At 53.8% G+C, this 23,428-nt stretch carries 25 protein-coding genes and 1 other annotated feature; of the genes, 18 read left to right on the top strand and 7 right to left on the bottom strand.

What is annotated here, in order from left to right; translation table 11 throughout:
• The first annotated feature begins 36 nt into the window (after positions 1–36).
• The gene (locus NNO02_RS07070) at positions 37–1,263 is read left to right on the top strand and encodes a DUF3748 domain-containing protein (RefSeq protein WP_271454484.1); all 1,227 of its coding nucleotides are present in this window, start codon (positions 37–39) and stop codon (positions 1,261–1,263) included.
• A gap of 1 nt (position 1,264) precedes the next feature.
• Here NNO02_RS07070 and NNO02_RS07065 read toward each other — a convergent pair whose 3' ends face one another.
• Positions 1,265–1,597: a YceK/YidQ family lipoprotein gene (locus NNO02_RS07065; protein WP_170974358.1), complete on the bottom strand. Its 333-nt coding sequence runs from the start codon at positions 1,595–1,597 to the stop codon at positions 1,265–1,267.
• A gap of 239 nt (positions 1,598–1,836) precedes the next feature.
• Positions 1,837–1,909 (top strand) — a sequence feature (ROSE (Repression Of Heat Shock gene Expression) occurs in the 5'-region of heat shock genes and acts as an RNA thermometer to modulate expression.).
• Here NNO02_RS07065 and ibpA point away from each other — a divergent pair.
• From ibpA to NNO02_RS07035, 6 genes are all read left to right on the top strand, one after another.
• The gene (gene ibpA / locus NNO02_RS07060; RefSeq protein ID WP_040231504.1) at positions 1,903–2,316 is read left to right on the top strand and encodes a small heat shock chaperone IbpA; all 414 of its coding nucleotides are present in this window, start codon (positions 1,903–1,905) and stop codon (positions 2,314–2,316) included. (Overlaps the previous feature by 7 nt.)
• Positions 2,317–2,410: 94 nt before the next feature.
• The gene (gene ibpB / locus NNO02_RS07055; protein ID WP_005121488.1) at positions 2,411–2,839 is read left to right on the top strand and encodes a small heat shock chaperone IbpB; all 429 of its coding nucleotides are present in this window, start codon (positions 2,411–2,413) and stop codon (positions 2,837–2,839) included.
• 132 nt (positions 2,840–2,971) lie between these two features.
• Positions 2,972–4,633, top strand: a complete 1,662-nt coding sequence (locus NNO02_RS07050; protein WP_137382182.1) for a putative transporter — start codon at positions 2,972–2,974, stop codon at positions 4,631–4,633.
• A gap of 229 nt (positions 4,634–4,862) precedes the next feature.
• A complete protein-coding gene (locus tag NNO02_RS07045) occupies positions 4,863–5,210 on the top strand; it encodes a YidH family protein (RefSeq protein ID WP_005121491.1) in 348 nt (115 codons plus the stop codon).
• Complete coding sequence (locus tag NNO02_RS07040) at positions 5,200–5,562, top strand: DUF202 domain-containing protein (protein WP_137382181.1); 363 nt, start codon at positions 5,200–5,202, stop codon at positions 5,560–5,562. The genes NNO02_RS07045 and NNO02_RS07040 overlap by 11 nt, the downstream gene beginning before the upstream one ends.
• Positions 5,559–6,089: a radical SAM protein gene (locus tag NNO02_RS07035; protein WP_271454483.1), complete on the top strand. Its 531-nt coding sequence runs from the start codon at positions 5,559–5,561 to the stop codon at positions 6,087–6,089. The genes NNO02_RS07040 and NNO02_RS07035 overlap by 4 nt, the downstream gene beginning before the upstream one ends.
• Before the next feature lie 12 nt (positions 6,090–6,101).
• Here the strand turns inward: NNO02_RS07035 and dsdA are convergent, their stop codons facing one another.
• The gene (gene dsdA, locus NNO02_RS07030) at positions 6,102–7,424 is read right to left on the bottom strand and encodes a D-serine ammonia-lyase (protein ID WP_271454482.1); all 1,323 of its coding nucleotides are present in this window, start codon (positions 7,422–7,424) and stop codon (positions 6,102–6,104) included.
• A gap of 17 nt (positions 7,425–7,441) precedes the next feature.
• A complete protein-coding gene (gene dsdX / locus NNO02_RS07025; RefSeq protein WP_271454481.1) occupies positions 7,442–8,779 on the bottom strand; it encodes a D-serine transporter DsdX in 1,338 nt (445 codons plus the stop codon).
• Between the two features lie 228 nt (positions 8,780–9,007).
• Here dsdX and dsdC point away from each other — a divergent pair, with 228 nt between their 5' ends.
• On the top strand, positions 9,008–9,934 hold the full coding sequence (dsdC, locus tag NNO02_RS07020; RefSeq protein WP_271454488.1) for a DNA-binding transcriptional regulator DsdC: 927 nt from the start codon (positions 9,008–9,010) through the stop codon (positions 9,932–9,934).
• 78 nt (positions 9,935–10,012) lie between these two features.
• Positions 10,013–11,095 carry a cellulase family glycosylhydrolase gene (locus tag NNO02_RS07015; RefSeq protein ID WP_271454480.1) on the top strand — a complete coding sequence of 361 codons (1,083 nt, stop codon included), beginning with the start codon at positions 10,013–10,015 and terminating at the stop codon, positions 11,093–11,095.
• On the opposite strand, the gene emrD is transcribed toward NNO02_RS07015, so the two are convergent.
• The 3 genes from emrD to tisB all read right to left on the bottom strand — a co-directional run bounded on the left by emrD (position 11,022) and on the right by tisB (position 13,446).
• Positions 11,022–12,206 carry a multidrug efflux MFS transporter EmrD gene (emrD, locus tag NNO02_RS07010; protein WP_271441427.1) on the bottom strand — a complete coding sequence of 395 codons (1,185 nt, stop codon included), beginning with the start codon at positions 12,204–12,206 and terminating at the stop codon, positions 11,022–11,024. The genes NNO02_RS07015 and emrD overlap by 74 nt on opposite strands.
• A 193-nt stretch (positions 12,207–12,399) precedes the next feature.
• Positions 12,400–13,233, bottom strand: a complete 834-nt coding sequence (locus tag NNO02_RS07005; RefSeq protein WP_271454479.1) for a DMT family transporter — start codon at positions 13,231–13,233, stop codon at positions 12,400–12,402.
• 123 nt (positions 13,234–13,356) lie between these two features.
• Positions 13,357–13,446, bottom strand: coding sequence for a type I toxin-antitoxin system toxin TisB (tisB, locus tag NNO02_RS07000; protein ID WP_003840643.1), 90 nt, complete (start codon positions 13,444–13,446; stop codon positions 13,357–13,359).
• 520 nt (positions 13,447–13,966) lie between these two features.
• On the opposite strand from tisB, the gene ivbL reads away from it, so the two are divergent.
• The 7 genes from ivbL (at position 13,967) to uhpT (ending at position 21,275) form a co-directional block, all read left to right on the top strand.
• Entirely contained in the window at positions 13,967–14,065 is a 99-nt protein-coding gene (gene ivbL / locus NNO02_RS06995) for an ilvB operon leader peptide IvbL (protein WP_003827118.1), read from the top strand.
• 107 nt (positions 14,066–14,172) lie between these two features.
• On the top strand, positions 14,173–15,861 hold the full coding sequence (gene ilvB, locus NNO02_RS06990) for an acetolactate synthase large subunit (protein WP_202037356.1): 1,689 nt from the start codon (positions 14,173–14,175) through the stop codon (positions 15,859–15,861).
• A 3-nt stretch (positions 15,862–15,864) separates the two neighbouring features.
• Positions 15,865–16,155: an acetolactate synthase small subunit gene (gene ilvN / locus NNO02_RS06985; protein ID WP_003023914.1), complete on the top strand. Its 291-nt coding sequence runs from the start codon at positions 15,865–15,867 to the stop codon at positions 16,153–16,155.
• 156 nt (positions 16,156–16,311) lie between these two features.
• Positions 16,312–16,905, top strand: coding sequence for a transcriptional regulator UhpA (gene uhpA, locus NNO02_RS06980; RefSeq protein ID WP_005121502.1), 594 nt, complete (start codon positions 16,312–16,314; stop codon positions 16,903–16,905).
• Complete coding sequence (gene uhpB, locus NNO02_RS06975; RefSeq protein WP_271454478.1) at positions 16,902–18,404, top strand: signal transduction histidine-protein kinase/phosphatase UhpB; 1,503 nt, start codon at positions 16,902–16,904, stop codon at positions 18,402–18,404. The genes uhpA and uhpB overlap by 4 nt, the downstream gene beginning before the upstream one ends.
• A gap of 9 nt (positions 18,405–18,413) precedes the next feature.
• Positions 18,414–19,742: an MFS transporter gene (locus NNO02_RS06970; RefSeq protein ID WP_271454477.1), complete on the top strand. Its 1,329-nt coding sequence runs from the start codon at positions 18,414–18,416 to the stop codon at positions 19,740–19,742.
• 141 nt (positions 19,743–19,883) lie between these two features.
• Positions 19,884–21,275, top strand: coding sequence for a hexose-6-phosphate:phosphate antiporter (gene uhpT, locus NNO02_RS06965; protein WP_271441422.1), 1,392 nt, complete (start codon positions 19,884–19,886; stop codon positions 21,273–21,275).
• Positions 21,276–21,317: 42 nt separating this feature from the next.
• Here uhpT and NNO02_RS06960 read toward each other — a convergent pair whose 3' ends face one another.
• Positions 21,318–22,223, bottom strand: coding sequence for a LysR family transcriptional regulator (locus NNO02_RS06960; protein ID WP_271454476.1), 906 nt, complete (start codon positions 22,221–22,223; stop codon positions 21,318–21,320).
• 105 nt (positions 22,224–22,328) lie between these two features.
• Here NNO02_RS06960 and NNO02_RS06955 point away from each other — a divergent pair, with 105 nt between their 5' ends.
• On the top strand, positions 22,329–22,781 hold the full coding sequence (locus NNO02_RS06955) for a DUF1198 family protein (RefSeq protein WP_271441420.1): 453 nt from the start codon (positions 22,329–22,331) through the stop codon (positions 22,779–22,781).
• A 99-nt stretch (positions 22,782–22,880) separates the two neighbouring features.
• Positions 22,881–23,405, top strand: coding sequence for an SRPBCC domain-containing protein (locus NNO02_RS06950; RefSeq protein ID WP_271454475.1), 525 nt, complete (start codon positions 22,881–22,883; stop codon positions 23,403–23,405).
• Positions 23,406–23,428: the final 23 nt, after the last annotated feature.

Raw genomic sequence — 23,428 nt, 5'->3', positions numbered from 1 at the left:
TAAAAAGGAGCGGTATTTTTTGTCCGGGACACCGCCATGAAACAAATCACCTTTGCAGCGCGTAATCATCAGCTTACCAATATCAACACCTGGACACCGGACAGCCAGTGGCTGGTCTATGATGTGCGTCCTTCCGGCGCGTCATTTACGGGTGAAACCATTGAGCGAGTGAATGTGCAGGATGGTGAGGTTGACGTCATTTACCGTGCTACACAAGGCGCACATGTCGGCGTGGTGACCGTTCATCCTAAGTCTGAGCAGTATGTCTTTATTCATGGGCCAGAAAACCCAGATGAAACATGGCATTACGACTTTCATCATCGCCGTGGTGTGATTGCAACCCAGACCGCAGTGGCGAATCTGGATGCGATGGATATTACCGCGCCATATACCCCAGGCGCGCTGCGTGGCGGTAGTCATGTGCATGTCTTTAGTCCGAACGGTGAGTTTGTTAGCTTCACCTACAACGACCATGTGCTGCATGAGCGTTCTCCGACACTGGATTTACGTAACGTTGGCGTGGCTGTTCCCTATGGCCCGGTGACTGTGTCAGCAGATCATCCGCGTGAGTACAGCGGTAGCCACTGGTGTGTGCTGGTCAGTCAGACTACACCGGAACCCAAACCGGGCAGCGATGAGATTAACCGGGCTTATGAAGAGGGTTGGGTAGGAAATCATACGCTGGCCTTTATCGGCGATACGTTGTCTGTCAGTGGCGAAAAAGTACCGGAACTGTTTATCGTTGATTTGCCACGCCATGAAAGTGGCTGGAAACAGCCTGGCGATGCGCCTCTGGAGGGAACGGAAGCAACAATGCCTGCGCCACCAGCCGGCATCGTTCAACGACGCCTGACGTTTACTCACGATCGCGCCTTCCCGGGGCTGGTGAATCAACCGCGCCATTGGGTACGCAGCAATCCAAAGGCATCCGAAATTGCGTTTCTGATGCGCGATGACAACGGTATCGTGCAGTTATGGCTCATTACCGTGCAAGGGGGGGAGCCGCGTCAACTAACCCGTAGCGCCACGGATATTCAGTCGGCATTCAACTGGCATCCGTCGGGGCGATGGTTGGGATTTGTGCTGGAAAACCGAATTGCCTGCTGCGATGCGCAGACGGGAGAGATTGAATTTTTAACGACCAGCCATGGCAACCCACCTTCAGCAGATGCGATTGTCTTCTCTCCTGATGGCCGACAGGTTGCCTGGATGGAAGACGTCGACGGTTTCCGCCAGCTATGGGTGACAGAAACCGGACGTTAACTTAAGGCGCAGGCATTTGAGCTGGGGGGATAACGGCGTTGGTGGCTTGCGTTTTCTCCTCGCTCTTTTCTACGCGGGATCGGACCGAGTTATCCTTGCGAAAGAGATCCCACGGGAGCAGTACCGTATCCAGAACCGCAGTAAAAGGCATATCCAGAATAGCCAACGACTTTGTTCCCCAGTTCGTATCGCTATCGCCAATCATTGTGGCACTGGCACGGGTGCCTGGATAGGTCCCTTCTTTCCCTCCGGTATGTGACATCACGCTGGAGCAGCCGCTTATAAAAACCATCCCGCTGCACATCATCAGTGTTAACACCATTTTTTTTATCATCATTATTTCATCTGCTAATCATCGTGTTTGCATGGTGAGTTAAAGCGATCCGTTGCGAAAATAACATCACCATCTTGTCGCTCTGTGGCGGCAATCGCGATTTAACGATAACGACTGCTCCCCCCAGTGTATGCAATAGACAACAAACTGCAAAAAAAGTCAGAGGAGTACGCTTGAAAAGTTTGTATTAAGACCCATTTTTAGGGTGTAGACAAATGAAGGGCATGCCTGATGGGTGTCCTGGCTACCTGACCTGTCCAAGATGGAAGGTCCAACATTCTCGCTGATTTCAGGAGCTATTGATTATGCGTAACTTTGATTTATCCCCGCTATACCGTTCTGCTATTGGATTTGATCGTCTGTTTAACCTGTTGGAAAACAACCAGGGCCAAAGCAATGGTGGCTACCCTCCGTACAACGTTGAGCTGGTAGACGAAAACCATTACCGCATTGCAATTGCCGTTGCGGGCTTTGCTGAAAGCGAGCTGGAAATTACCGCTCAGGATAATTTGCTGGTGGTGAAAGGCGCGCATGCGGACGAGCAAAAAGAACGTACTTACCTGTACCAGGGTATTGCCGAACGCAATTTCGAACGCAAGTTCCAGTTAGCGGAGAACATCCACGTTCGCGGCGCAAACCTGGTAAACGGTCTGCTGTATATCGAGCTTGAGCGCGTGATTCCTGAAGCGAACAAACCGCGCCGCATCGAAATCAACTAATTTATCTGTCGGGCCGCTTGCGCGGCCCCGCTAAGCACAGGCTTGCCGTCAGGGAGCCGAAAGGTACTTACTCGCTTCTTAGAAGGAGAATATTATGCGTAACTACGATTTATCCCCACTGCTGCGTCAATGGATCGGTTTTGACAAACTGGCCAATGCATTACAAAACGCCGGTGAAAGCCAAAGCTTCCCACCCTATAACATCGAAAAGAGCGATGATAACCACTACCGCATTACCCTTGCGTTAGCCGGTTTCCGCCAGGAAGATTTGGATATTCAACTGGAAGGCACTCGTCTGACTGTAAAAGGTACGCCGCAGCAGCCGGAAAAAGAGACCAAATGGTTGCATCAGGGGCTGGTCACTCAATCATTCAGCCTGAGCTTTACGCTGGCTGAAAATATGGAAGTCTCCGGCGCAAGCTTCACCAATGGCTTGCTGCATATTGATTTGACCCGTAATGAGCCTGAAACCATTGCTCCACAACGTATCGCCATCAGCGAACGTCCCGCATTAAATAGCTAAATAGCTAAATAGCTCCAAGCCTTTGCCCCGCCAGAAATGACGGGGCTTTTTTGTGCTTTACCACCCATACATTGCGCCTGTACTCTGCGAGAATCCATTTACTTAATGATGTTATTCACAGGGAACAGAAGAATGAGTGATATAGCATTGACGGTCAGCGTTCTGGCATTGGTGGCGGTTGTCGGGTTATGGATCGGCAACATTAAAGTACGGGGCGTTGGTTTTGGCATCGGAGGCGTGCTGTTTGGCGGTATTATCGTCGGACACTTTGTCGATCAGGCAGGGATGACCCTGAGCGGCGATATGCTGCATTTTATTCAGGAATTTGGCCTGATACTCTTCGTCTATACCATCGGCATCCAGGTAGGGCCGGGTTTCTTTGCTTCACTGCGTGTTTCGGGACTGCGTCTGAACCTGTTTGCAGTGCTGATCGTAATTATCGGGGGGCTGGTCACCGCGCTTCTGCATAAGATCTTCGCGATTCCGCTGCCCGTGGTGCTGGGGATCTTCTCCGGCGCGGTCACCAATACGCCCGCACTGGGTGCCGGGCAGCAAATTCTGCGCGATCTGGGTACGCCGGGGGATGTGGTCGATCAGATGGGGATGAGCTATGCCATGGCTTATCCTTTCGGTATTTGCGGTATTTTGCTCACGATGTGGCTGATGCGCCTCATTTTCCGCGTGAACGTGGAGTCCGAGGCTCAGCAGCATGAATCAACGCTGACCAACGGTCATACGCTGATTCAGACGATGAACATTCGTGTGGAAAACCCGAACCTCAATAACATGGCGATTCAGGATGTTCCCATTCTGAACAGCGACAAAATCATCTGTTCACGCCTGAAGCGAGATGAAACGTTAATGGTGCCGTCGCCGGGGACGATTATCCAGATGGGCGATCTGCTCCACCTGGTCGGACAGCCAGGCGATCTGCATAATGCGAAGGTGGTGATTGGGCAGGAAGTGGACACTTCACTGTCAACGCGGGGCACGGATTTGCGCGTTGAACGTGTCGTTGTGACCAACGAACAGGTGCTTGGCAAGCGGATCCGCGACCTGCACTTTAAAGAACGTTACGACGTGGTGATTTCCCGTCTGAACCGCGCGGGCGTTGAACTGGTCGCCAGCAGCGATGCCAGCCTGCAATTTGGCGATATCCTGAATCTGGTGGGGCGACCTTCGTCGATTGATGCCGTTGCCAATGTTGTGGGTAACGCACAGCAAAAACTGCAGCAGGTGCAGATGTTGCCGGTGTTTATCGGGATCGGGCTTGGGGTTTTGTTGGGTTCAATCCCGCTGTTTATCCCCGGTTTCCCGGTGGCATTAAAACTGGGGTTGGCCGGTGGACCACTGATTATGGCGTTGATTTTGGGGCGTATTGGCAGTATCGGTAAGCTGTACTGGTTTATGCCTCCCAGCGCGAACCTGGCGTTGCGTGAGCTAGGTATTGTGCTCTTTCTCGCGGTGGTTGGGCTGAAATCCGGCGGCGATTTTGTGAATACGCTGACGCAGGGCGACGGTCTGAGCTGGGTGGGCTACGGTATTTTCATTACCGCCATTCCGCTGATTACTGTCGGTTTACTGGCACGTATCTTTGCCAAAATGAACTATCTGACGCTGTGCGGTATGCTGGCAGGGTCGATGACGGACCCTCCTGCGCTGGCATTCGCTAACAACCTGCACGCCACCAGTGGCGCAGCCGCTCTCTCCTACGCCACCGTTTACCCGTTGGTGATGTTCCTGCGCATTATTACTCCGCAACTGCTGGCGGTGCTCTTCTGGGGATTAGGTTAAAACTGACCTATCCAGCCAGCATATCCAGGAATGCCTGATGCGCTGCGCTTATCCGACCTACATCGTTCACTGTAGGCCGGATAAGACGCCAGTCGCCATCCGGCATTACAAAGCACATCTCTCTTTTCCATTGTCTCATCACATTACGCTCCCTTTCGTTTGCGAATCAGGTTCATACTCCTTCACTGTTCCGGTATAACGACCAGACTACAATATTGAAGGAGTCGTCATGAAGATTTCCCGCCTTGGGGAAGCGCCGGATTACCGCTTCTCACTGGCTAATGAGCGTACGTTTCTGGCGTGGATCCGCACTGCGCTGGGTTTTCTGGCGGCGGGCGTTGGTCTTGATCAACTGGCCCCGGACTTTGCTACGCCGGTCATCCGTGAGGCACTTGCTTTGTTGCTGTGTCTGTTTGCTGGGGGGCTGGCGATCTACGGTTATCTGCGCTGGTTGCGAAATGAAAAGGCGATGCGTCTGAAAGAGGATATGCCGTACACCAACAGCCTGCTGATTATCAGCGTTATGTTGACGCTTGTGGCGGTGATTGTTATGGCGCTGGTGCTGTATGCCGGATAGTCGTAAGGCTCGTCGCCAGTCCGATCCTGGTCTACAACCGGAACGGACATCGCTGGCCTGGTTTCGTACGTTGCTAGGCTATGGTGCACTGATGGCGCTGGCGATTAAGCATAACTGGCATCAGGCGGGAGCGTTATTCTGGGTTTCGATAGCTGTGCTGGCAATTGTGGCGATTATTCTCTGGCGCTACACCCGCAGCCGTAACCTGATGGATGTTACGCATAGCGATTTTTCTGAATCTCGCGCGGTGCGTGACAAATTTATGATCTCCCTCGCGGTGTTATCCCTTGCAATACTGTTTGCTGTAACACACGTTCGCCAACTTATCGTATATATCGGGAATTTTGCATGACAGTATGTGAGGACATGGATGTTAGTGAGGGTATTTTAAAGGTGGTGATTGATCACCAGAAGAGTTTACAACCTATTGAACTGTACCGTGATTTACGACAAGGAGATGTTCGCCTCGTACAGTTTATCCCGCTGATTAAGCGCGATGAAGCAGGCAACCTGACGGCTGAATCTGTCACACCAGAAGGGTGGGGGCAGTTTTTAAATACGATATTTGATATCTGGGTTCGTGAAGATATTAATCGGGTATCTATTCAGCTTTTTGATAAAACGCTGCGTCGATGGTGCGGTCTGGCGGTGCAAATTGAACGGCAATTGACCTCACCGCAGAGCGCGCGTTGCCGGTCATGTTCCTTATCGCAATTTTACCGTGGTGATTGCCCGGTGCATGGGGATATTCACGGGGAAAACGTGCTGTGTGCGGGATATCAGGCCTTCTTTGAACACTCATCACCCCATATGCGCGTCATGCGCGATCTGATTAAACAGCATCGCTCACCGATGGAGCTGATGGCGATGCTGCGTTGAGATCAGCGGGGGTTAGCGTCCTTTTGCCAGGTATTGCGCCATTTCGGCCTCAGGAACCATACCGCCGCCGGTCGCCCATACCAGATGAGTGGCGTTTTTGAGCTGTTCGGCACTGAATCCATGCATCTGCTGGTAATCCGCGGAGGCACAAACGTGCTGCGGGCCAGCCATGCCAGCCAGTGCTGACGGCTCAAGACGAATATCTTCTTCCTGCGCCAGCCAGCCCAGCATGTCATACATGGTCTGGTCTTCCAGCGTGTACAGACCGTCGAGCAGACGTTCCATCGCCCGGCCTACAAATCCCGATGCGCGACCGACTGCCAGCCCATCTGCCGCCGTCAGGTTGTCGATGCCGATATCCTGCACGGAAATCGTGTCGTGCAGTCCGGTGTAAATCCCCAACAGCATGCACGGTGAATGAGTCGGCTCTGCGAAGAAGCAATGAACGTTGTCACCGAATGCCAGCTTCAGACCAAATGCCACCCCGCCAGGGCCACCACCCACACCGCACGGCAAGTAAACAAACAGTGGATGGTCAGCATCTACCACACGTCCCTGCTGGGCAAACTGGGCCTTCAGGCGCTGTCCGGCAACCGCATAACCTAAAAACAGCGTGCGAGAGTTTTCATCGTCGATAAAGAAACAGTTCGGATCGGACTCTGCCGCCTTACGACCTTGTTCAACTGCCACACCGTAATCTTCTTCGTACTCCACAACGGTAACGCCGTGGCTGCGCAGCTTAGCCTTTTTCCATGCGCGGGCGTCCGCAGACATGTGTACCGTCACCTTAAAGCCGATGCGGGCGCTCATGATGCCGATAGACATCCCCAGGTTGCCGGTTGAACCTACCGCGATGCTGTACTGGCTAAAGAACTGTTTGAACTCGGGCGAAAGCAGCATGCTGTAATCATCATTTGTCGTCAGCAGACCTGCTTGCAGTGCCAGTTTTTCGGCGTGTGTCAGCACTTCATAAATACCGCCACGGGCTTTGATTGAGCCAGAAATTGGCAGGTGGCTGTCTTTCTTCAGCAGAATTTCGCCGTTGATAGGCTGTCCGTACTCTTTTTCCAGCCGCTTCTGCATGGCGGGAATGGCGGCCAGCTCAGACTCGATAATGCCGCCGGTCGCCGCCGTTTCCGGGAAGGCTTTTGCCAGGTACGGCGCGAAGCGCGTCAGACGGGCGTGGGCGTCCTGAACGTCGTGCTCAGTCAGGCCAACATACGGTAAACCTTCCGCAAGAGAGGTGGTGCCAGGGTTAAACCAGGTCGTTTCCTTGAGAGCGACCAGATCTTCCACTAAAGGATACTGGGCGATAAGTGTTTGAATGTTTTCCATAGTCAGTCTCGTTGCGCTTAGATAATAAAGGAAAGCAGGAATGTGCACGCCAGTGCAATAACGGACGCGATAAATGTCGCGGTCGTATAGTATTTGAACGTCTCATTCAGAGTGGCTCCGCAGTACTGCTTCACCAGCCAGAAGAGGGAATCTGTAACGATTGTGCAGCCAATTGCACCAGAACCGATGGCAATAGCGATGATCTCCGGGCTGACGTTTGGGTAAAGCGGTAGCATAGGGGCCACAATCGCTGTCGCACCCATCATGGCAACGGTGGCTGAACCCACTGCAGCATGCAGGATCAGTGCTACCAGCCATGCCAGCAGAATCGGGTGCATGTGCATATTCGAGAGGATCAGCGCGAGGGTATCCGCCAGCCCACTGCTTTTCAGGATAGCGTTGAATGCGCCGCCTGCGCCGATAATCAGCAGAATATTGGCTATGGAGCCAAAACCATTTTCGGTATGCGTCAGTAGCGCGCCCATGCCGATATGCTGACGCAAACCGAGGATGTAATAGGCCACGAAAACGGCGATAAACATCGCGGTGATTGGGTTACCAATAAACTCCAGCAGCGTATAAACCGCGCTGCCTTTCGCCATATTCAGCTCAGCGACGGTCTTCATCAGCATCAGGCCAATCGGCAGCAGCACGGTAAACAGCGTAGCACCGAGCGATGGCAGTGTACCTTCGTCGCGAACCTTCAGGTCGGAAAACTCAGCCGGAACCGGTTTAAACGGCAGACGGTTGCCGAGGAATTTCAGGTACAGCGGTCCGCCGATTAGCGAGGCCATCAAGCCAACCAGTAAACCGTAAACGATCACTGTACCAATATCGGCACCCAGCTTGTTGGCCACGAACAGGGCGGCAGGATGTGGCGGTACCACGCAATGTACAGCCATCAGCGCAGTACACAGCGGGATCGCCAGTTTCAGCAGTGAGGTATTGGTTTTTTTAGCGATAGAGAATGCCAGCGGAATCAATAACACCACGCCTACTTCAACGAACAGTGTGATGCCGCAAATCAACCCGACCAGTACCATAATGACGTCAGCCGAAAGCCAGCGACAACGCTGCAACGTCAGACCGATGCGTTCCGCCGCGCCGGATACTTCCATCATTTTGCCGAGAATGGTACCAAGACCGATAACGGCAGCGAGAAAGCCCAGCGTACCGCCGATGCCACTCTCAATGGCGTTGACCATATCCAGCGGTCCCATGCCCATCATCGTACCCACGAAGAAGCTGGCTAACAGCAGTGCCAGAAACGGGTGGAATTTGAACTTCACGATGGTCAAAACGATTAATACGATGCTTATCAGCAGCGTACTCACAACCCAGATTTGAGAGTGCATAACTCACCTTGCCCTGTGATTAATATAGGGGTATTGGACAAAAATAAGGCACAGTCTGACAAACGATAAAAATCCCCTTTCACATGAGCCAGATTGAATCAAATGAGTGATTTACATCTAATTACGCATTATTTATGCGATATGGTTCACCTTGATTCATCTTTATGCTGATTTTTACAGCGATTTTTTTTACACTCCGGCGAATGATTCAGGATGAAAGAGGTGAATATGGACCCCCTTCGTGAAGTCAGAAATCGGCTGCTCAATGGTTGGCAACTCTCAAAACTGTATACCTTTGAAGTGGCGGCCAGACATCAGTCGTTTGCGCTGGCGGCAGACGAACTTTCCTTAAGCCCCAGCGCCGTCAGCCACCGAATTAATCAGCTTGAAGAAGAGTTGGGGATTCAGCTGTTTGTTCGCTCTCACCGCAAAGTGGAGCTCACTCACGAAGGTAAACGGGTGTTCTGGGCGTTGAAATCGTCGCTGGATACGCTGAATCAGGAAATCCTCGATATCAAAAACCAGGAGCTGTCCGGGACGCTCACTGTGTACTCACGCCCCTCCATCGCACAGTGCTGGCTGGTTCCGGCGCTCGGTGACTTTACCCGTCGCTATCCGTCGATTTCCCTGACAATCCTGACCGGGAATGACAACGTCAATTTGCAACGTGCCGGGGTTGATCTGGCCATTTATTTTGACGATGCCCCCTCTGCACAGCTCACGCACCATTTCCTGATGGATGAAGAGATCCTGCCGGTATGCAGCCCGGACTATGCCCGTCGTTATGACCTTACGGGGTCGTTAGTGAATCTGCCGCACTGCACGTTGTTGCACGATAGACAGGCATGGAGTAACGACTCCGGGACCGATGAATGGCACAGTTGGGCGCAGCATTTTGCCGTGAATTTGCCGACATCATCAGGTATCGGCTTCGATCGTTCTGATTTAGCGGTCATTGCGGCGATGAACCATATCGGCGTAGCGATGGGACGAAAGAGACTGGTACAAAAGCGCCTCGACAGCGGGGAACTGGTCGCGCCTTTCGGTGATATGGCGCTGAAATGCCATCAACACTATTACGTCACCACGTTACCCGGCAGGCAGTGGCCAAAAATCGAGGCATTTATTGGCTGGCTGCAGGAGCAGGTTAAATAAGCGGGCCGCGAATATTTTTTACGCTTTCTCTCTACACCAGGTATCAAAAATCATGCTAAATACGTGATATCACACCTGATGATTTGCGTAAGGACGACCGTGTTAAAGCCGATTGTTTCCCTCTTACTGTTAGCCAGTGCCGCCGTGTATGCCGCGCCCCCTGCGCTGACGGCGGCGTTGTATGCACAGCAGCTTGGGGTTGGAATGGACGTAGATTGGGCTCGCACCGATCGCGGTATCCGCGAGTTCGATCCGCTGGTGGTACGGGATTTCAAGGCGAAGGGGATCTCTCATGTGCGTATTCGTGTGGCGGGTGAGCCAACAGAAGCCAGACTCATCCATTTGCGCAAGCTGGTAGAGGCTTGCGAGCAATACGGCGTGATCCCGATTATTGCTTATCAGGCTGATGAATATAAAAAAGACCCCAATAGCGGCAACGAAAAAGAGGTGGTTAACTGGTGGGTGGCGGTGGCGCATTACTTTGGTCAAAGCTCGCCGTTGCTGGGCTTTGACCTGATTTATGAGCCTGCCGATAAGCTTAATCACAATCAGACTTCGCTCAATCGGGTGTATGACAAAACCATTCGTACTATCCATGCCATCGACCCGCAGCGGATGATTTTCATTGCGCCGCGCCTGCGCGCGGCACCGGAAGATTTGCCTAATCTGAAATTACCGCCGCAAAGCCAGAATACCGTTCTGGCTGAATGGCATATCTTCCCGTGGGGGCCGCTAAAAAATAACGGTAAGTACCCCTGGACGTCGGGGACTGCGGCAGAAAAAGCTGCCATTCGCGCCCGTATTAATACTGCCATTCACTGGCAACAGAAAACGGGTCACGTCAGTTGGGTAGGGGGGTGGTCACCGGGAGAAACCATCAAAAATGCGCCTTCTGCCGCGCAAACTGCATTTGCACGGTTTATGGCATGTGAACTGCGCAAGGCAAAAATCCCCTATGCAATCAATGCTGATACGCAGTTTTATGATGGTGAAGAAGGTGCCTGGCGTCCCGCACTGGAGCCGTTGATTAATACGATGATTGCGCCTGAATGTGAAAAGCCCGGCGATAAGCCGGGCCATCATGCGCTTAAACCGCCTGTCCCTGATGCGACACGCGTGACGCCAGCGGCAGCCAGCACACAAAAATCAGCAGCCCCATAAGGGTCATCAGCAGCCCGAGGCTGGCTTGTCCGGTCTGCGGTAGCATCGCGGAGAGCCACGCCAGCACGCCAGAGCCAATGTTCTGTAAGCCACCAACCAGCGCGCCGGCAGTACCTGCCAGGAACGGGAAAGGTTCCATTGCGCCGCTGGTTGCCAGTGGGAACAACATCCCCGCACCGAAGAAGAACAACGCGGCAGGAACCAGCAGTGTCCAGACGTTCATCACATCAAACAAACCTGGGATCCACATCATCAACCCGGCAACCAGACAGCAGGTAACCGACTGCCACATTAGCGTTGAAAATCGCTTGTTAGGGCGACCGGCGAACCATGCGCCGAAAAACGCCGCCGGAATAGGCAGAATAAACAGGATACTGACCGCCATGCTGCTTAAACCCAGCACCGCGCCCATCAATACCCCAGAGCAGGCTTCGAAGACGGCAACGCCTGCCAGGCCGCCGATCAACATCAGCACGTAACAGGTGAATGCGCCGTTGCCAAACAGGGTTTTGTAGCTGGCAATAAGCCGTGGACGTGGCGCGCCAGCAGGCCGAGTTTCCGGCATCCAGCGCGCCATGCTAAATGTGACGCCCGCACATAGAATCAGCAGAAAAATATAGCAAGCGCGCCAGTTCCACAGCGTATCCAGCATGCCGCCAATCAGCGGTGCCAGCAACGGGCTGACCAGGATACCCATATTTAACAAACTATTCGCGTGACGAAGCTGAGTACCTTCATACAGGTCTCGCGGTAGGGTTCGCGCCATCACACCGCCAACGCCCGTGCCCATCCCCTGGATGGCACTGGCGATGATCAATACTGTCAGACTATGGGTAGTAATGGCGACCAGCGTAGCCAGCATAAAAATAGACATCCCGGCGAGGATCACCGGGCGACGACCTACGCGGTCGGAAAGCGGGCCGTAAAACAGTTGTGACACGCCGTAGGTCAGCAGGTAGGCAGCCATTACGCTTTGCACCGCGCCTTCGCGAACGTTCAGTTCACGCGCCATATCAGCAATCGCAGGGATATAAATGGTTTGCGCCATCTGACCCACCGCCACCAGTAATACCAACATCAACAACAAATTGACGCTTCTATGCCTTTTCATTTCGCTGATTACTTTTCAAATGAAGAAAAAATAAGAATAAGGTGCTGCACTTTCCCATAAATGCGCGTGGAATCTACCACAACAGAAAAAGAAGGCCAGATAGTGGGCTGGAATGTTCCAACGATGAACGGCAGGAAATGTAAACAAATAGCGGCAACAAATGTTGCCGGATTGCATCAGGTCGACAGCGCGATTATGACAAACGTAGCAATACTGCGCCGGCGGCAATACCTCCGGCAGCGATAAGGCGTACTCCGGCGACTTTCTCTTTTAGCAGCAACCAGGCGAGCAGCGCGCCAAATAGAATGGATGTTTCACGCAGTGCGGCTACCACCGCCAACGGGGCCTGAGTCATCGCCCATAGTGCCAGCCCGTAAGAGCCCATGGTGCCAATACCACCAAGAATACCTTTCTTCCACTGGTGCGCCAGATAGCGGGAGGCTTCGCGGCGTCTGGCAATCATCGCCCAGCTCAACAAGCAGGAGCCGTTCAGGAAGAAGGTCCAGAGCGTGTAGCCCAGAGCAGTCTCTGAAAGCCGAACACCGGTGCCATCAACCAGCGTATAGCCGGCAATAAAACAGGCATTGATGAGCGCCAGAACGATCCCTCGTTGTGAACTGCTGCGTCCGTTAAATGCCATGCCGAGGATCGCCAGGCAGATTGTGGCAATCCCCACCCAGGCCAGCATTGACAGACTATCGCCGAGAAACAGGACGCTGATGATAGCGACCAACAATGGGGCGGTGCCGCGCATGATGGGATAGGTCTGGCTCATGTCCGAAACCTGATAGGTTTTGGCAACCAGAACGGTGTACACCACCTGTAATGCGGTTGAAATCGCCAAAAATGGCAGGCTGGCGGCAGAGGGTTGGGGGGCGAAGGGTAAGAGAATCAGAGCCATAATCGCAGCCGAGCCGCTCACGCTGATAGCCGAGTACAGTTTGTCATTTCCTGCTTTAACAATGGCGTTCCAGCTGGCATGAAGCAGCGCGGCGAACAGTAAAATGCAGAAAACAGAAAGAGTCATAGCGGTATTCTTCCCTGAGAATGTCATAAAAACGTAACATATTGGCTCGACACAAGCACCTGGGAGAAGGTGAAAGGGGAGCAGGTGATAACCCGCTCCCCTTAAGTGCGACTTGAATCTGAACTATTTTATATACTTCAGAACAGCATCAAGCAGTTGCAGTGCTGCAACGATGAGTTTGAGGATAAGAATAGCGATATCCACGAGGCTCATACGCTCTCCTTTTGGTACAAGGAGCACGGTGCTGGCGTACCTCGCCGCTGCCTGTTGCCAGCACCTTTGTTGACGTAACACAGTGTGCTCACTTCGGGGGTTAAGGCGCTGACGGCACCACCCGTTTCAGCCAGGACTTTGTTGCGCCGGTAAAACAGCGGCCCCCTCGCGCACTGCGAACATTCACAGTATAGATAAATACTGTATGTATGAACAGTATTTTATGGACAAAATCCGCAAAGCGATCCATACTCAGAAACGTCAAAATCCGTACCTTAAATTGCGCGTTCGTTGCCGATCGCGTATACTTCTTGCGTTGACGTAACACAGTGTGTTCTGCGGTTACCAGCCGCAAACCCTGAAAAAAACCTCGCCCCGGCGGGGTTTTTTGTTTTTACATTGCGTACAGCTAAACGTGATCTTTGACGCATTTTTGCGCAGATGAAAAATTTTCCATTGTCACGCTGAAAAACCTGTGTTTGTATAAATCCTGTTAACCAACAAACAGACAAGGTCCCTAATGAACCCTTCCATGCTGACTGCGACCCTACTAAAAACTGCGCCATCTCGCGCAGCGGTCGTCGTGCGTGTGGTGGTGGTCGTCGGCAATGCGCCGTAGGGTCCGGAACAACACACGATTCCAAAACCCCGCCGGCGCAAACCGGGCGGGGTTTTTCGTATAAGAGACCTGCCCGGAGCAAAGGCCCAGAATAAAAGGACTGGAGCATGGCAAGTTCGGGCATCACATCCAAGCGTACGCGCTTTACGGGCGCAGAATTCATCGTTCATTTCCTGGAACGTCAGGGAATTAAAGTCGTCACCGGTATTCCTGGCGGCTCAATTCTCCCCGTCTACGACGCCTTAAGCCAAAGCACGCAAATCCGTCATATCCTGGCGCGCCACGAACAGGGTGCGGGGTTTATCGCCCAGGGGATGGCACGAACCGAGGGTAAACCTGCGGTGTGTATGGCCTGTAGCGGGCCGGGGGCAACTAACCTGGTTACTGCTATCGCCGATGCGCGCCTGGACTCTATTCCGTTGGTGTGTATCACCGGGCAGGTTCCGGCCTCTATGATCGGCACTGACGCCTTCCAGGAAGTTGACACCTACGGCATCTCTATCCCCATCACCAAACACAATTATCTGGTTCGCCATATCAATGAATTACCGCAGGTCATGAGCGATGCCTTCCGCATTGCGCAGTCAGGACGCCCAGGCCCGGTGTGGATAGACATACCTAAGGACATTCAAACAGCCGTATTTGACATTGAAGAGATGCCGGAGCCTGCAGAAAAAGCCCCTGCGCCAACCTTTAGCGCGGACAGCGTTCGCGATGCTGCCGCCATGATCAATGCGGCACAACGTCCGGTGTTGTATCTCGGCGGCGGCGTGATTAACGCACCTGAGCGCGTACGTGAGCTGGCGGAAAAAGCGATGCTGCCCACAACCATGACCTTAATGGCGCTGGGCATGTTGCCAAAAGCGCATCCGCTGTCGTTAGGTATGCTGGGCATGCACGGCGCACGCAGCACCAACTTTATTCTGCAAGAAGCTGATTTATTAATTGTTCTTGGCGCACGTTTTGATGACCGGGCGATTGGTAAAACCGAGCAGTTCTGCCCGAATGCAAAGATTATCCACGTGGATATCGATCGTGCCGAGCTGGGTAAAATCAAACAGCCGCACGTAGCCATTCAGGCGGATGTGAATGAGGTGCTGGAACAGCTGATCCCATTAATTGAGGCGCAGTCGCGCGACGCGTGGCATCACATGGTGGCGGATTTGCAGCGTGAATTTCCATGTACCATTCCACAGGAAAGCGATCCGCTCAGCCATTATGGGCTGATTAACGCCGTTGCGGCTTGCGTAGACGATAGCGCCATCATCACTACCGACGTGGGCCAGCATCAGATGTGGGCGGCGCAGGCCTACCCGCTGAATCGCCCACGTCAGTGGCTGACGTCTGGTGGTCTGGGGACCATGGGCTTCGGTCTGCCCGCAGCGATTGGCGCGGCGCTGGCGAACCCGGACAAGAAAGTGCTGTGCTTCTCCGGTGACGGCAGCCTGATGATGAATATTCAGGAAATGGCGACTGCCAGTGAAAATCAGCTGGATATTAAAATCATCCTGATGAATAACGAAGCGCTGGGTCTGGTGTATCAGCAGCAGAGCCTGTTCTATAAACAAGGCGTATTTGCTGCGACCTATCCGGGGATGATTAACTTTATGCAGATTGCCGCCGGTTTTGGTCTCGAAACCTGCGATTTAAATCATGAAGCGGATCCACAGGCGGCGCTGCAGGAGATAATTAATCGTCCAGGACCTGCGCTGATCCACGTACGTATTGATGCAGAAGAAAAAGTGTACCCGATGGTACCGCCGGGTGCGGCAAACACTGAAATGGTGGGGGAATAAGCCATGCAACAGCAGACTCATGACAACGTAATCCTGGAACTCACCGTACGCAATCACCCGGGTGTAATGACCCACGTTTGTGGACTGTTTGCCCGCCGTGCGTTCAACGTGGAAGGGATCCTCTGTCTACCGATTCAGGACAGTGATAAGAGCCGTATCTGGCTATTGGTGAATGACGACCAACGTCTGGAGCAGATGATAAGCCAGATCGACAAACTGGAAGATGTGGTGAAAGTGGCACGCAACCAGTCTGATCCCTCAATGTTTAACAAAATTACCGTCTTCTTCGAGTAATCCGCTCAAGGCAGAGGCCGCTTGAAGGATGAAGTGTATATCGTTAAGGTAATCGCCTTTGCTGGATGGCGGCATTCATGCCTTGTCCGGCCTACCTTCTTGTAGGCCAGATAAGCGCAGCGCCATCAGGCGTTTTCCAGTACCAGGACATAACCCATGATTACCGTTGCCCTTATCGACGACCACCTTATCGTCCGTTCCGGGTTTGCCCAACTGTTGGGGCTGGAACCCGATTTGCAGGTTGTGGCTGAGTTTGGCTCAGGTAGCGAGGCGCTGGCAGGATTGCCAGGGCGCGGCGTGCAGGTCTGTATCTGCGACATCTCCATGCCTGACATTTCCGGCCTCGAACTGCTAAGCCAGTTGCCAAAAGGCATGGCGATTATCATGCTCTCCGTCCACGACAGCCCGGCGCTGGTGGAGCAGGCGTTGAACGCAGGGGCGCGAGGCTTCCTCTCAAAACGCTGTAGCCCCGATGAGCTGATTGCCGCGGTGCGTACCGTGGCGACCGGCGGCTGCTATTTAACGCCGGATATCGCCGTCAAACTGGCGGCCGGGCGTCAGGACCCACTCACCAAACGCGAACGTCAGGTGGCAGAAAAACTGGCGCAAGGGATGGCAGTCAAAGAGATTGCGGCTGAACTGGGCTTGTCACCAAAAACGGTACACGTGCACCGCGCCAACCTGATGGAAAAGTTGGGCGTAAGCAACGATGTTGAGTTGGCACGGCGGATGTTTGACGGCTGGCAATGAACACGTTCTTTTCCCGGTTAGTCACCATTGTTGCCTGCTTTTTTATCTTCTCTGCCGCATGGTTTTGCCTGTGGAGCATCAGCCTGCATCTGGTTGAACGCCCGGAGCTGGCAGTGCTGCTGTTTCCATTCGGCCTGCGCCTGGGGTTGATGCTGCAATGCCCGCGCGGCTACTGGCCGGTGCTGCTGGGCGCGGAATGGCTGCTTCTGTTTTGGCTGGCACTGGAAGTGGCACTGTCCCATCTGCCACTTTTGGTGATCGGTAGCTTTCTCACCTTACTTCCCGTCGCACTGACCTCACGTTTCCGCCATCAGCGTGACTGGCGCACATTGTTATTACAGGGGGCAGCACTGACCGCGGCGGCATTGCTGCAATCGCTACCATGGCTTGGGCAAGGTGAAGAGGCCTGGACCGTGCTGCTGCTAACACTCACTGGTGGACTGACGCTGGCGCCGATCTGCCTGGTGTTCTGGCACTATCTGACCAGCACCACCTGGCTGCCGCTGGGACCTGCGGTGGTTTCTCAACCCGTGAACTGGCGCGGACGACATCTGATCTGGTATCTGCTGTTGTTCAGTGTCAGCCTGTGGTTGCAGTTGGGTCTGCCGAATGAGCTGTCACGCTTTACGCCGTTTTGCCTGGCGCTGCCGATTATTGCACTTGCCTGGCATTATGGCTGGCAGGGGGCGCTGATCGCCACGTTGATGAATGCCATCGCGCTGATTGCCAGCCAGACCTGGCACGACCATCCCGTCGACTTGCTGCTCTCCTTGCTGGCGCAGAGCCTGACCGGTCTGCTGCTCGGCGCGGGTATTCAGCGCCTGCGTGAACTCAACCAGTCGCTGCAAAACGAGCTGGCACGCAATCATCGTTTGGCGGAGCGTTTGTTGGAAACCGAAGAAAGCGTGCGCCGCGACGTGGCGCGTGAACTGCATGATGACATTGGGCAGACCATTACCGCGATTCGTACTCAGGCCGGTATCGTTCAGCGACTGGCGCCGGAGAACGTGGGCGTGAAGCGCAGTGGGGCGCATATTGAGCAGCTTTCACTCGGGGTATACGATTCGGTACGTCGCCTGTTGGGGCGTTTACGCCCGCGCCAGTTAGATGATTTAACCCTGGAGCAGGCTATCCGTTCGTTGATGCGGGAAATGGAGCTGGAAAGTCGCGGTATCGTCAGCCACCTCGACTGGCATATTGATGAATCAGAGCTCAGCGAGAGTCAGCGGGTGACGCTGTTTCGCGTCTGCCAGGAAGGACTAAACAATATTGTTAAGCATGCCAATGCCAGCGCGGTGACGTTGCAGGGCTGGCTACAGGATGAGCGGTTGATGCTGGTGATTGAGGACGATGGCAGCGGCCTGCCGCCGGGTTCGAATCAGCAAGGATTTGGCCTCACCGGGATGCGCGAGCGCATTACGGCCCTCGGCGGTAAGCTTTCGATATCCTGTACGCACGGTACGCGGGTCAGCGTCTCTTTGCCTCAGCGTTATGTGTAAGGAATGGCAATGTTTCAGTTTCTAAAAGCCCCGGCGAATGCGCCACTCATTACCAATAAAAGTGAAGTAGATGCCCGTTATCGCTACTGGCGGCGGCATATTCTGACCACCATCTGGCTTGGCTATGCGCTGTTTTATTTCACGCGCAAAAGCTTCAACGCGGCGGTGCCGGATATCCTGACCAGCGGTGTGCTGACCCGCAGCGATATTGGTCTGTTGGCAACGCTGTTTTACATCACTTACGGCCTGTCGAAGTTTGTCTCTGGTATCGTCAGCGATCGTTCCAACGCCCGCTATTTTATGGGCATTGGCTTGATTGCAACCGGCTTGGTAAACATCCTGTTTGGTTTCTCGACCTCGCTTTGGGCCTTTGCGCTACTGTGGGCACTGAATGCGTTCTTTCAGGGCTGGGGATCGCCGGTATGCGCCCGTTTGCTGACTGCCTGGTACTCGCGTACCGAGCGTGGTGGCTGGTGGGCGCTATGGAACACCGCACATAACGTCGGCGGGGCGCTGATCCCGATGGTGATGGCGGCGACGGCGCTGCATTATGGCTGGCGTGCAGGAATGATGATTGCCGGAATACTGGCGATTGTGGTGGGATTTTTCCTGTGCTGGCGATTGCGCGACAGGCCGCAGGCGATTGGCTTACCCCCGGTTGGCGACTGGCGGCACGATGAGTTAGAAATTGCCCAGCAGCAGGAGGGCGCAGGCTTAACCCGCAAAGAAATTCTCACCCGCTATGTATTGCTGAATCCCTACATCTGGCTGCTGTCGTTGTGTTATGTGCTGGTGTACGTGGTACGTGCAGCGATCAACGACTGGGGTAATCTGTACATGTCAGAAACGCTGGGGGTCGATCTGGTGACCGCCAACACCGCAGTGACCATGTTTGAACTGGGCGGGTTTATCGGGGCTCTGGTGGCGGGTTGGGGGTCAGATAAGCTGTTCAACGGTAATCGTGGGCCAATGAACCTGATTTTTGCCGCCGGGATTTTGCTCTCAGTCGGTTCGCTGTGGCTGATGCCGTTCGCCAGCTACGTGATGCAGGCGGCGTGCTTTTTCACCACCGGATTCTTCGTCTTTGGCCCGCAAATGCTGATTGGTATGGCGGCGGCGGAGTGCTCGCATAAAGAGGCGGCGGGCGCGGCAACCGGGTTTGTCGGGCTGTTTGCCTATCTGGGCGCTTCACTCTCCGGCTGGCCGCTGGCGAAGGTGATGGAGGTTTGGCACTGGACAGGATTCTTTGTGGTTATCGCTATTGCGGCGGGAATTTCCGCGCTGCTGCTGCTGCCGTTTTTAAACGCCCAGGCCCCGCGCGATCTCAACGAAGCGTGATGCACCTCACCTTTTTGCCCTGAGTGGGGCAAAACTAAGAAATTTTCCCGGTTTCACCTGGACGCTGTCTCAGGCGTGATCCCGGGCTGATTTTTACAATGCCTGCTATTCGCAGGTATAAAAATTAGCTCGGAGAGTCCTATGCTGGCCTTCTTAAACCAGGTGCGCAAGCCAACCCTGGATCTGCCGCTCGATGTGCGGCGTAAAATGTGGTTCAAACCGTTCATGCAGTCCTATCTGGTGGTCTTTATTGGCTACCTGACCATGTATCTGATCCGCAAAAACTTCAACATCGCGCAGAACGACATGATCTCCACCTACGGGCTGAGCATGACGCAGTTGGGGATGATTGGCCTGGGCTTCTCCATCACCTACGGCGTGGGTAAAACGCTGGTTTCTTATTACGCGGATGGCAAAAACACCAAGCAGTTCCTGCCGTTTATGTTGATCCTCTCTGCTATCTGTATGCTCGGCTTCAGTGCCAGCATGGGCGCAGGTTCAACCAGCCTGTTCCTGATGATTACCTTCTACGCGCTGAGCGGTTTCTTCCAGAGTACTGGCGGTTCGTGTAGTTATTCCACCATCACCAAATGGACACCTCGCCGTAAACGTGGTTCTTACCTCGGTATGTGGAACATTTCCCACAACCTCGGTGGTGCCGGTGCGGCGGGTGTGGCGTTGTTTGGTGCCAACTACCTGTTCGACGGTCACGTCATTGGTATGTTTATCTTCCCATCGATTATCGCCCTGATTGTTGGCTTTATCGGCCTGCGCTATGGCAGCGACTCCCCGGAATCTTATGGTCTGGGGAAAGCTGAAGAACTGTTCGGTGAAGAGATCAGCGAAGAAGACAAAGAGACCGAAGAAAATGACATGACCAAGTGGCAGATCTTTGTTGAGTATGTGCTGAAAAACAAAGTGATCTGGCTGCTGTGTTTCTCCAACATCTTCCTGTACGTGGTCCGTATTGGTATCGACCAGTGGTCTACCGTGTACGCGTTCCAGGAACTGAAGCTTTCCAAAGAAGTGGCGATTCAGGGTTTTACTCTGTTTGAAGTGGGTGCGCTGGTCGGTACGTTGCTGTGGGGCTGGCTCTCTGACCTGGCAAACGGTCGCCGGGCGCTGGTGGCCTGTGTGGCTCTGGCATTAATCATTGCGACACTGGGTGTTTACCAGCACGCCAGCAACCAGTATGTCTATCTGGCTTCGCTGTTTGCCCTCGGCTTCCTGGTGTTTGGCCCGCAGCTGTTAATCGGTGTCGCAGCCGTTGGTTTCGTACCGAAAAAAGCGATCGGCGCTGCCGATGGGATTAAAGGGACATTTGCCTATCTGATCGGTGACAGCTTCGCCAAGCTGGGTCTGGGGATGATTGCTGATGGTACACCGGTTTTCGGTCTGACTGGCTGGGCAGGTACCTTCGCCGCGCTGGATACCGCCGCTATCGGTTGTATCTGCCTGATGGCTATCGTGGCCGTGTTTGAAGAACGTAAAATTCGTCGCGAGAAAAAGATCCAGCAATTGAAAGTCGCTTAAGTGTGTAGTGGTAACTTTTACCCGCCTTCATGGCGGGTTTTTTTATGGTTTAGACTGACTGGTTTCATGCACCAGATTGCGTAGCCACTGATGCGCCGCATCGCGGTGCGTGCGTTCGTGCCAGGCCATACTTTTAGTAAAACCAGCAATGGGCAGCGGCGGTGGCACAACGTGCATCCGGGGATCGGTATAGTCCAGCCGGGCAGGGACGACGGCAATCATCTCGCTAATCGCGAGGATATCCGGCAGAACCAGAAAACTGCTGACTGACAAACCAATCTGTCGTTTTCGTCCAACATCTGCCAGCGCATCATCGGTGACCCCCCAGAAACTTTCCCCCTTATAAGAAACCAGCACATGCTCCAGCGCGCAGAAGCGATCGAGTGTTAACGCCTGATGGGCATCGGGATGATCATGACGCATGAGACAAACATACTCTTCGTTATATAACGGGCGGTTGTGCAGATTATCCGGTGTTGAATCCGGCGTCAGCAGCGCCAGGTCAATTTTACCCTGCTCAAACTGTGTTGTTAGCTGCTCCTGCTCAACGGGAACGACCCGCACACGAATACCTGGCGCACGTGCGCGAAGCGCGGCGATAAACGGCACGATCACCGCTTTAAGGGCGTAATCGGTCGCGGCGACGGTAAAGGTGAGTACCGCGGTGAGCGGGTCGAACTGCGCGGGCTTAAGCAGGATATCAATGTCGCTGAGGATCTGTTTGATGGGCGCAGCCATTTCGCGAGCCCGTAATGTCGGGACAATACCGTGCGGTGTGCGGACAAACAGCGGATCGTCAAAATAATCGCGCAGACGATTTAGCATGCCGCTAACCGCCGGTTGGGTGAGCGATAGTCGTTGCGCCGCCCGGGTAACGTTGCGTTCATCCAGCAGGGCATCCAGCGTTTTCAACAGATTAAGATCGAGGATTCTGATATCAGATTTCATGATGTCTGCTCATGGGTTCGATAAGTCACATTATGACACGTTCAGTCGTCGACACAGGTGAATTTGCCGCTATGATGGGCGTCCTGTCGGGTAATGGATGTGCGCATGATTTGGATAATGCTGGCCACGCTGGTTGTTGTTTTTGTTGTGGGTTTTCGGGTACTGACGTCCGGGTCACGGCGCGCGATTCGCCGTCTGAGCGAACGTCTGAGTATTGATGTCGTGCCGGTAGAATCGATGATCGATCAGATGGGGAAAGTGCAGGGAGAGGCGTTTTTACAGTACCTCCATCGACCTGACGAATCGCATCTGCAAAATGCTGCCCAGGTGCTGCTAATCTGGCAAATCGTCATTGTAGACGGTAGTGAACAGAATCTGCTGCAGTGGCACCGGGTGTTGCAAAAAGCCCGGCTGGCCGCGCCGATTACCGACGCACAGGTACGCCTGGCGCTGGGTTTTCTGCGCGAAATGGAGCCGGATATGCAGGAGATAAATGCGTTTCAGATGCGCTATAACGCCTTTTTTCAACCTGAAGATGGAGTGCACTGGTTGCACTGATATCAAAATATATGATGACGGATATTTTTAATCGTCATTATATTTATATCTCTCTCCCGCGCATGATGAACCTCGTTAACTTACACGACGAGGTTCATCATGAAACAAGCGACTCAACAAAGCGCAATTATCTGGCCACAGGCGTATTTGCCAGGGACGACCGATAACTTTGCCTCCAATGAAATCATTGTTGCCGGACTGAGCACCCGCGCTGTCTGGGCTCAGCTCAACGACACAACGCGCTGGCCGACGTATTACAGCAATGTGGCGGATATCCGGTTTCACGATGGCTCTGGACCGTTACTGAGCATGAACGCCCGTTTCCGTTTCACAACCTTTGGCTTCCCAATTGAAGCGCAAGTCATCGAATATGCGCCACCGGTCGATGGTCAGGCTGCGCGTATTGCCTGGCACGGTTGGGCGGAAGGGGATGCTGATTCGCGTCTGGATGTTGTCCATGCCTGGCTGTTTGAAGATTTACCTGGCGGGCGCGTACGTATTCTGACCCAGGAGTCGCAGCGTGGTGTTCCGGCACAGGAGCTGGCACGCACGCTGCCTAATCCGATGATTAACGGTCATCAGGAGTGGATAGTCGGGCTGGCAAGGGCTGCACGTGACGCTTAATTGGGTCAGCAAAGATCCTCTGT

This window comes from Citrobacter sp. Awk 2 (assembly GCF_028069815.1).
Lineage (GTDB): Bacteria > Pseudomonadota > Gammaproteobacteria > Enterobacterales > Enterobacteriaceae > Citrobacter.
Note: the sequence above shows the minus strand (reverse complement) of the source record. Positions and strands in the feature narration are given on the sequence as shown.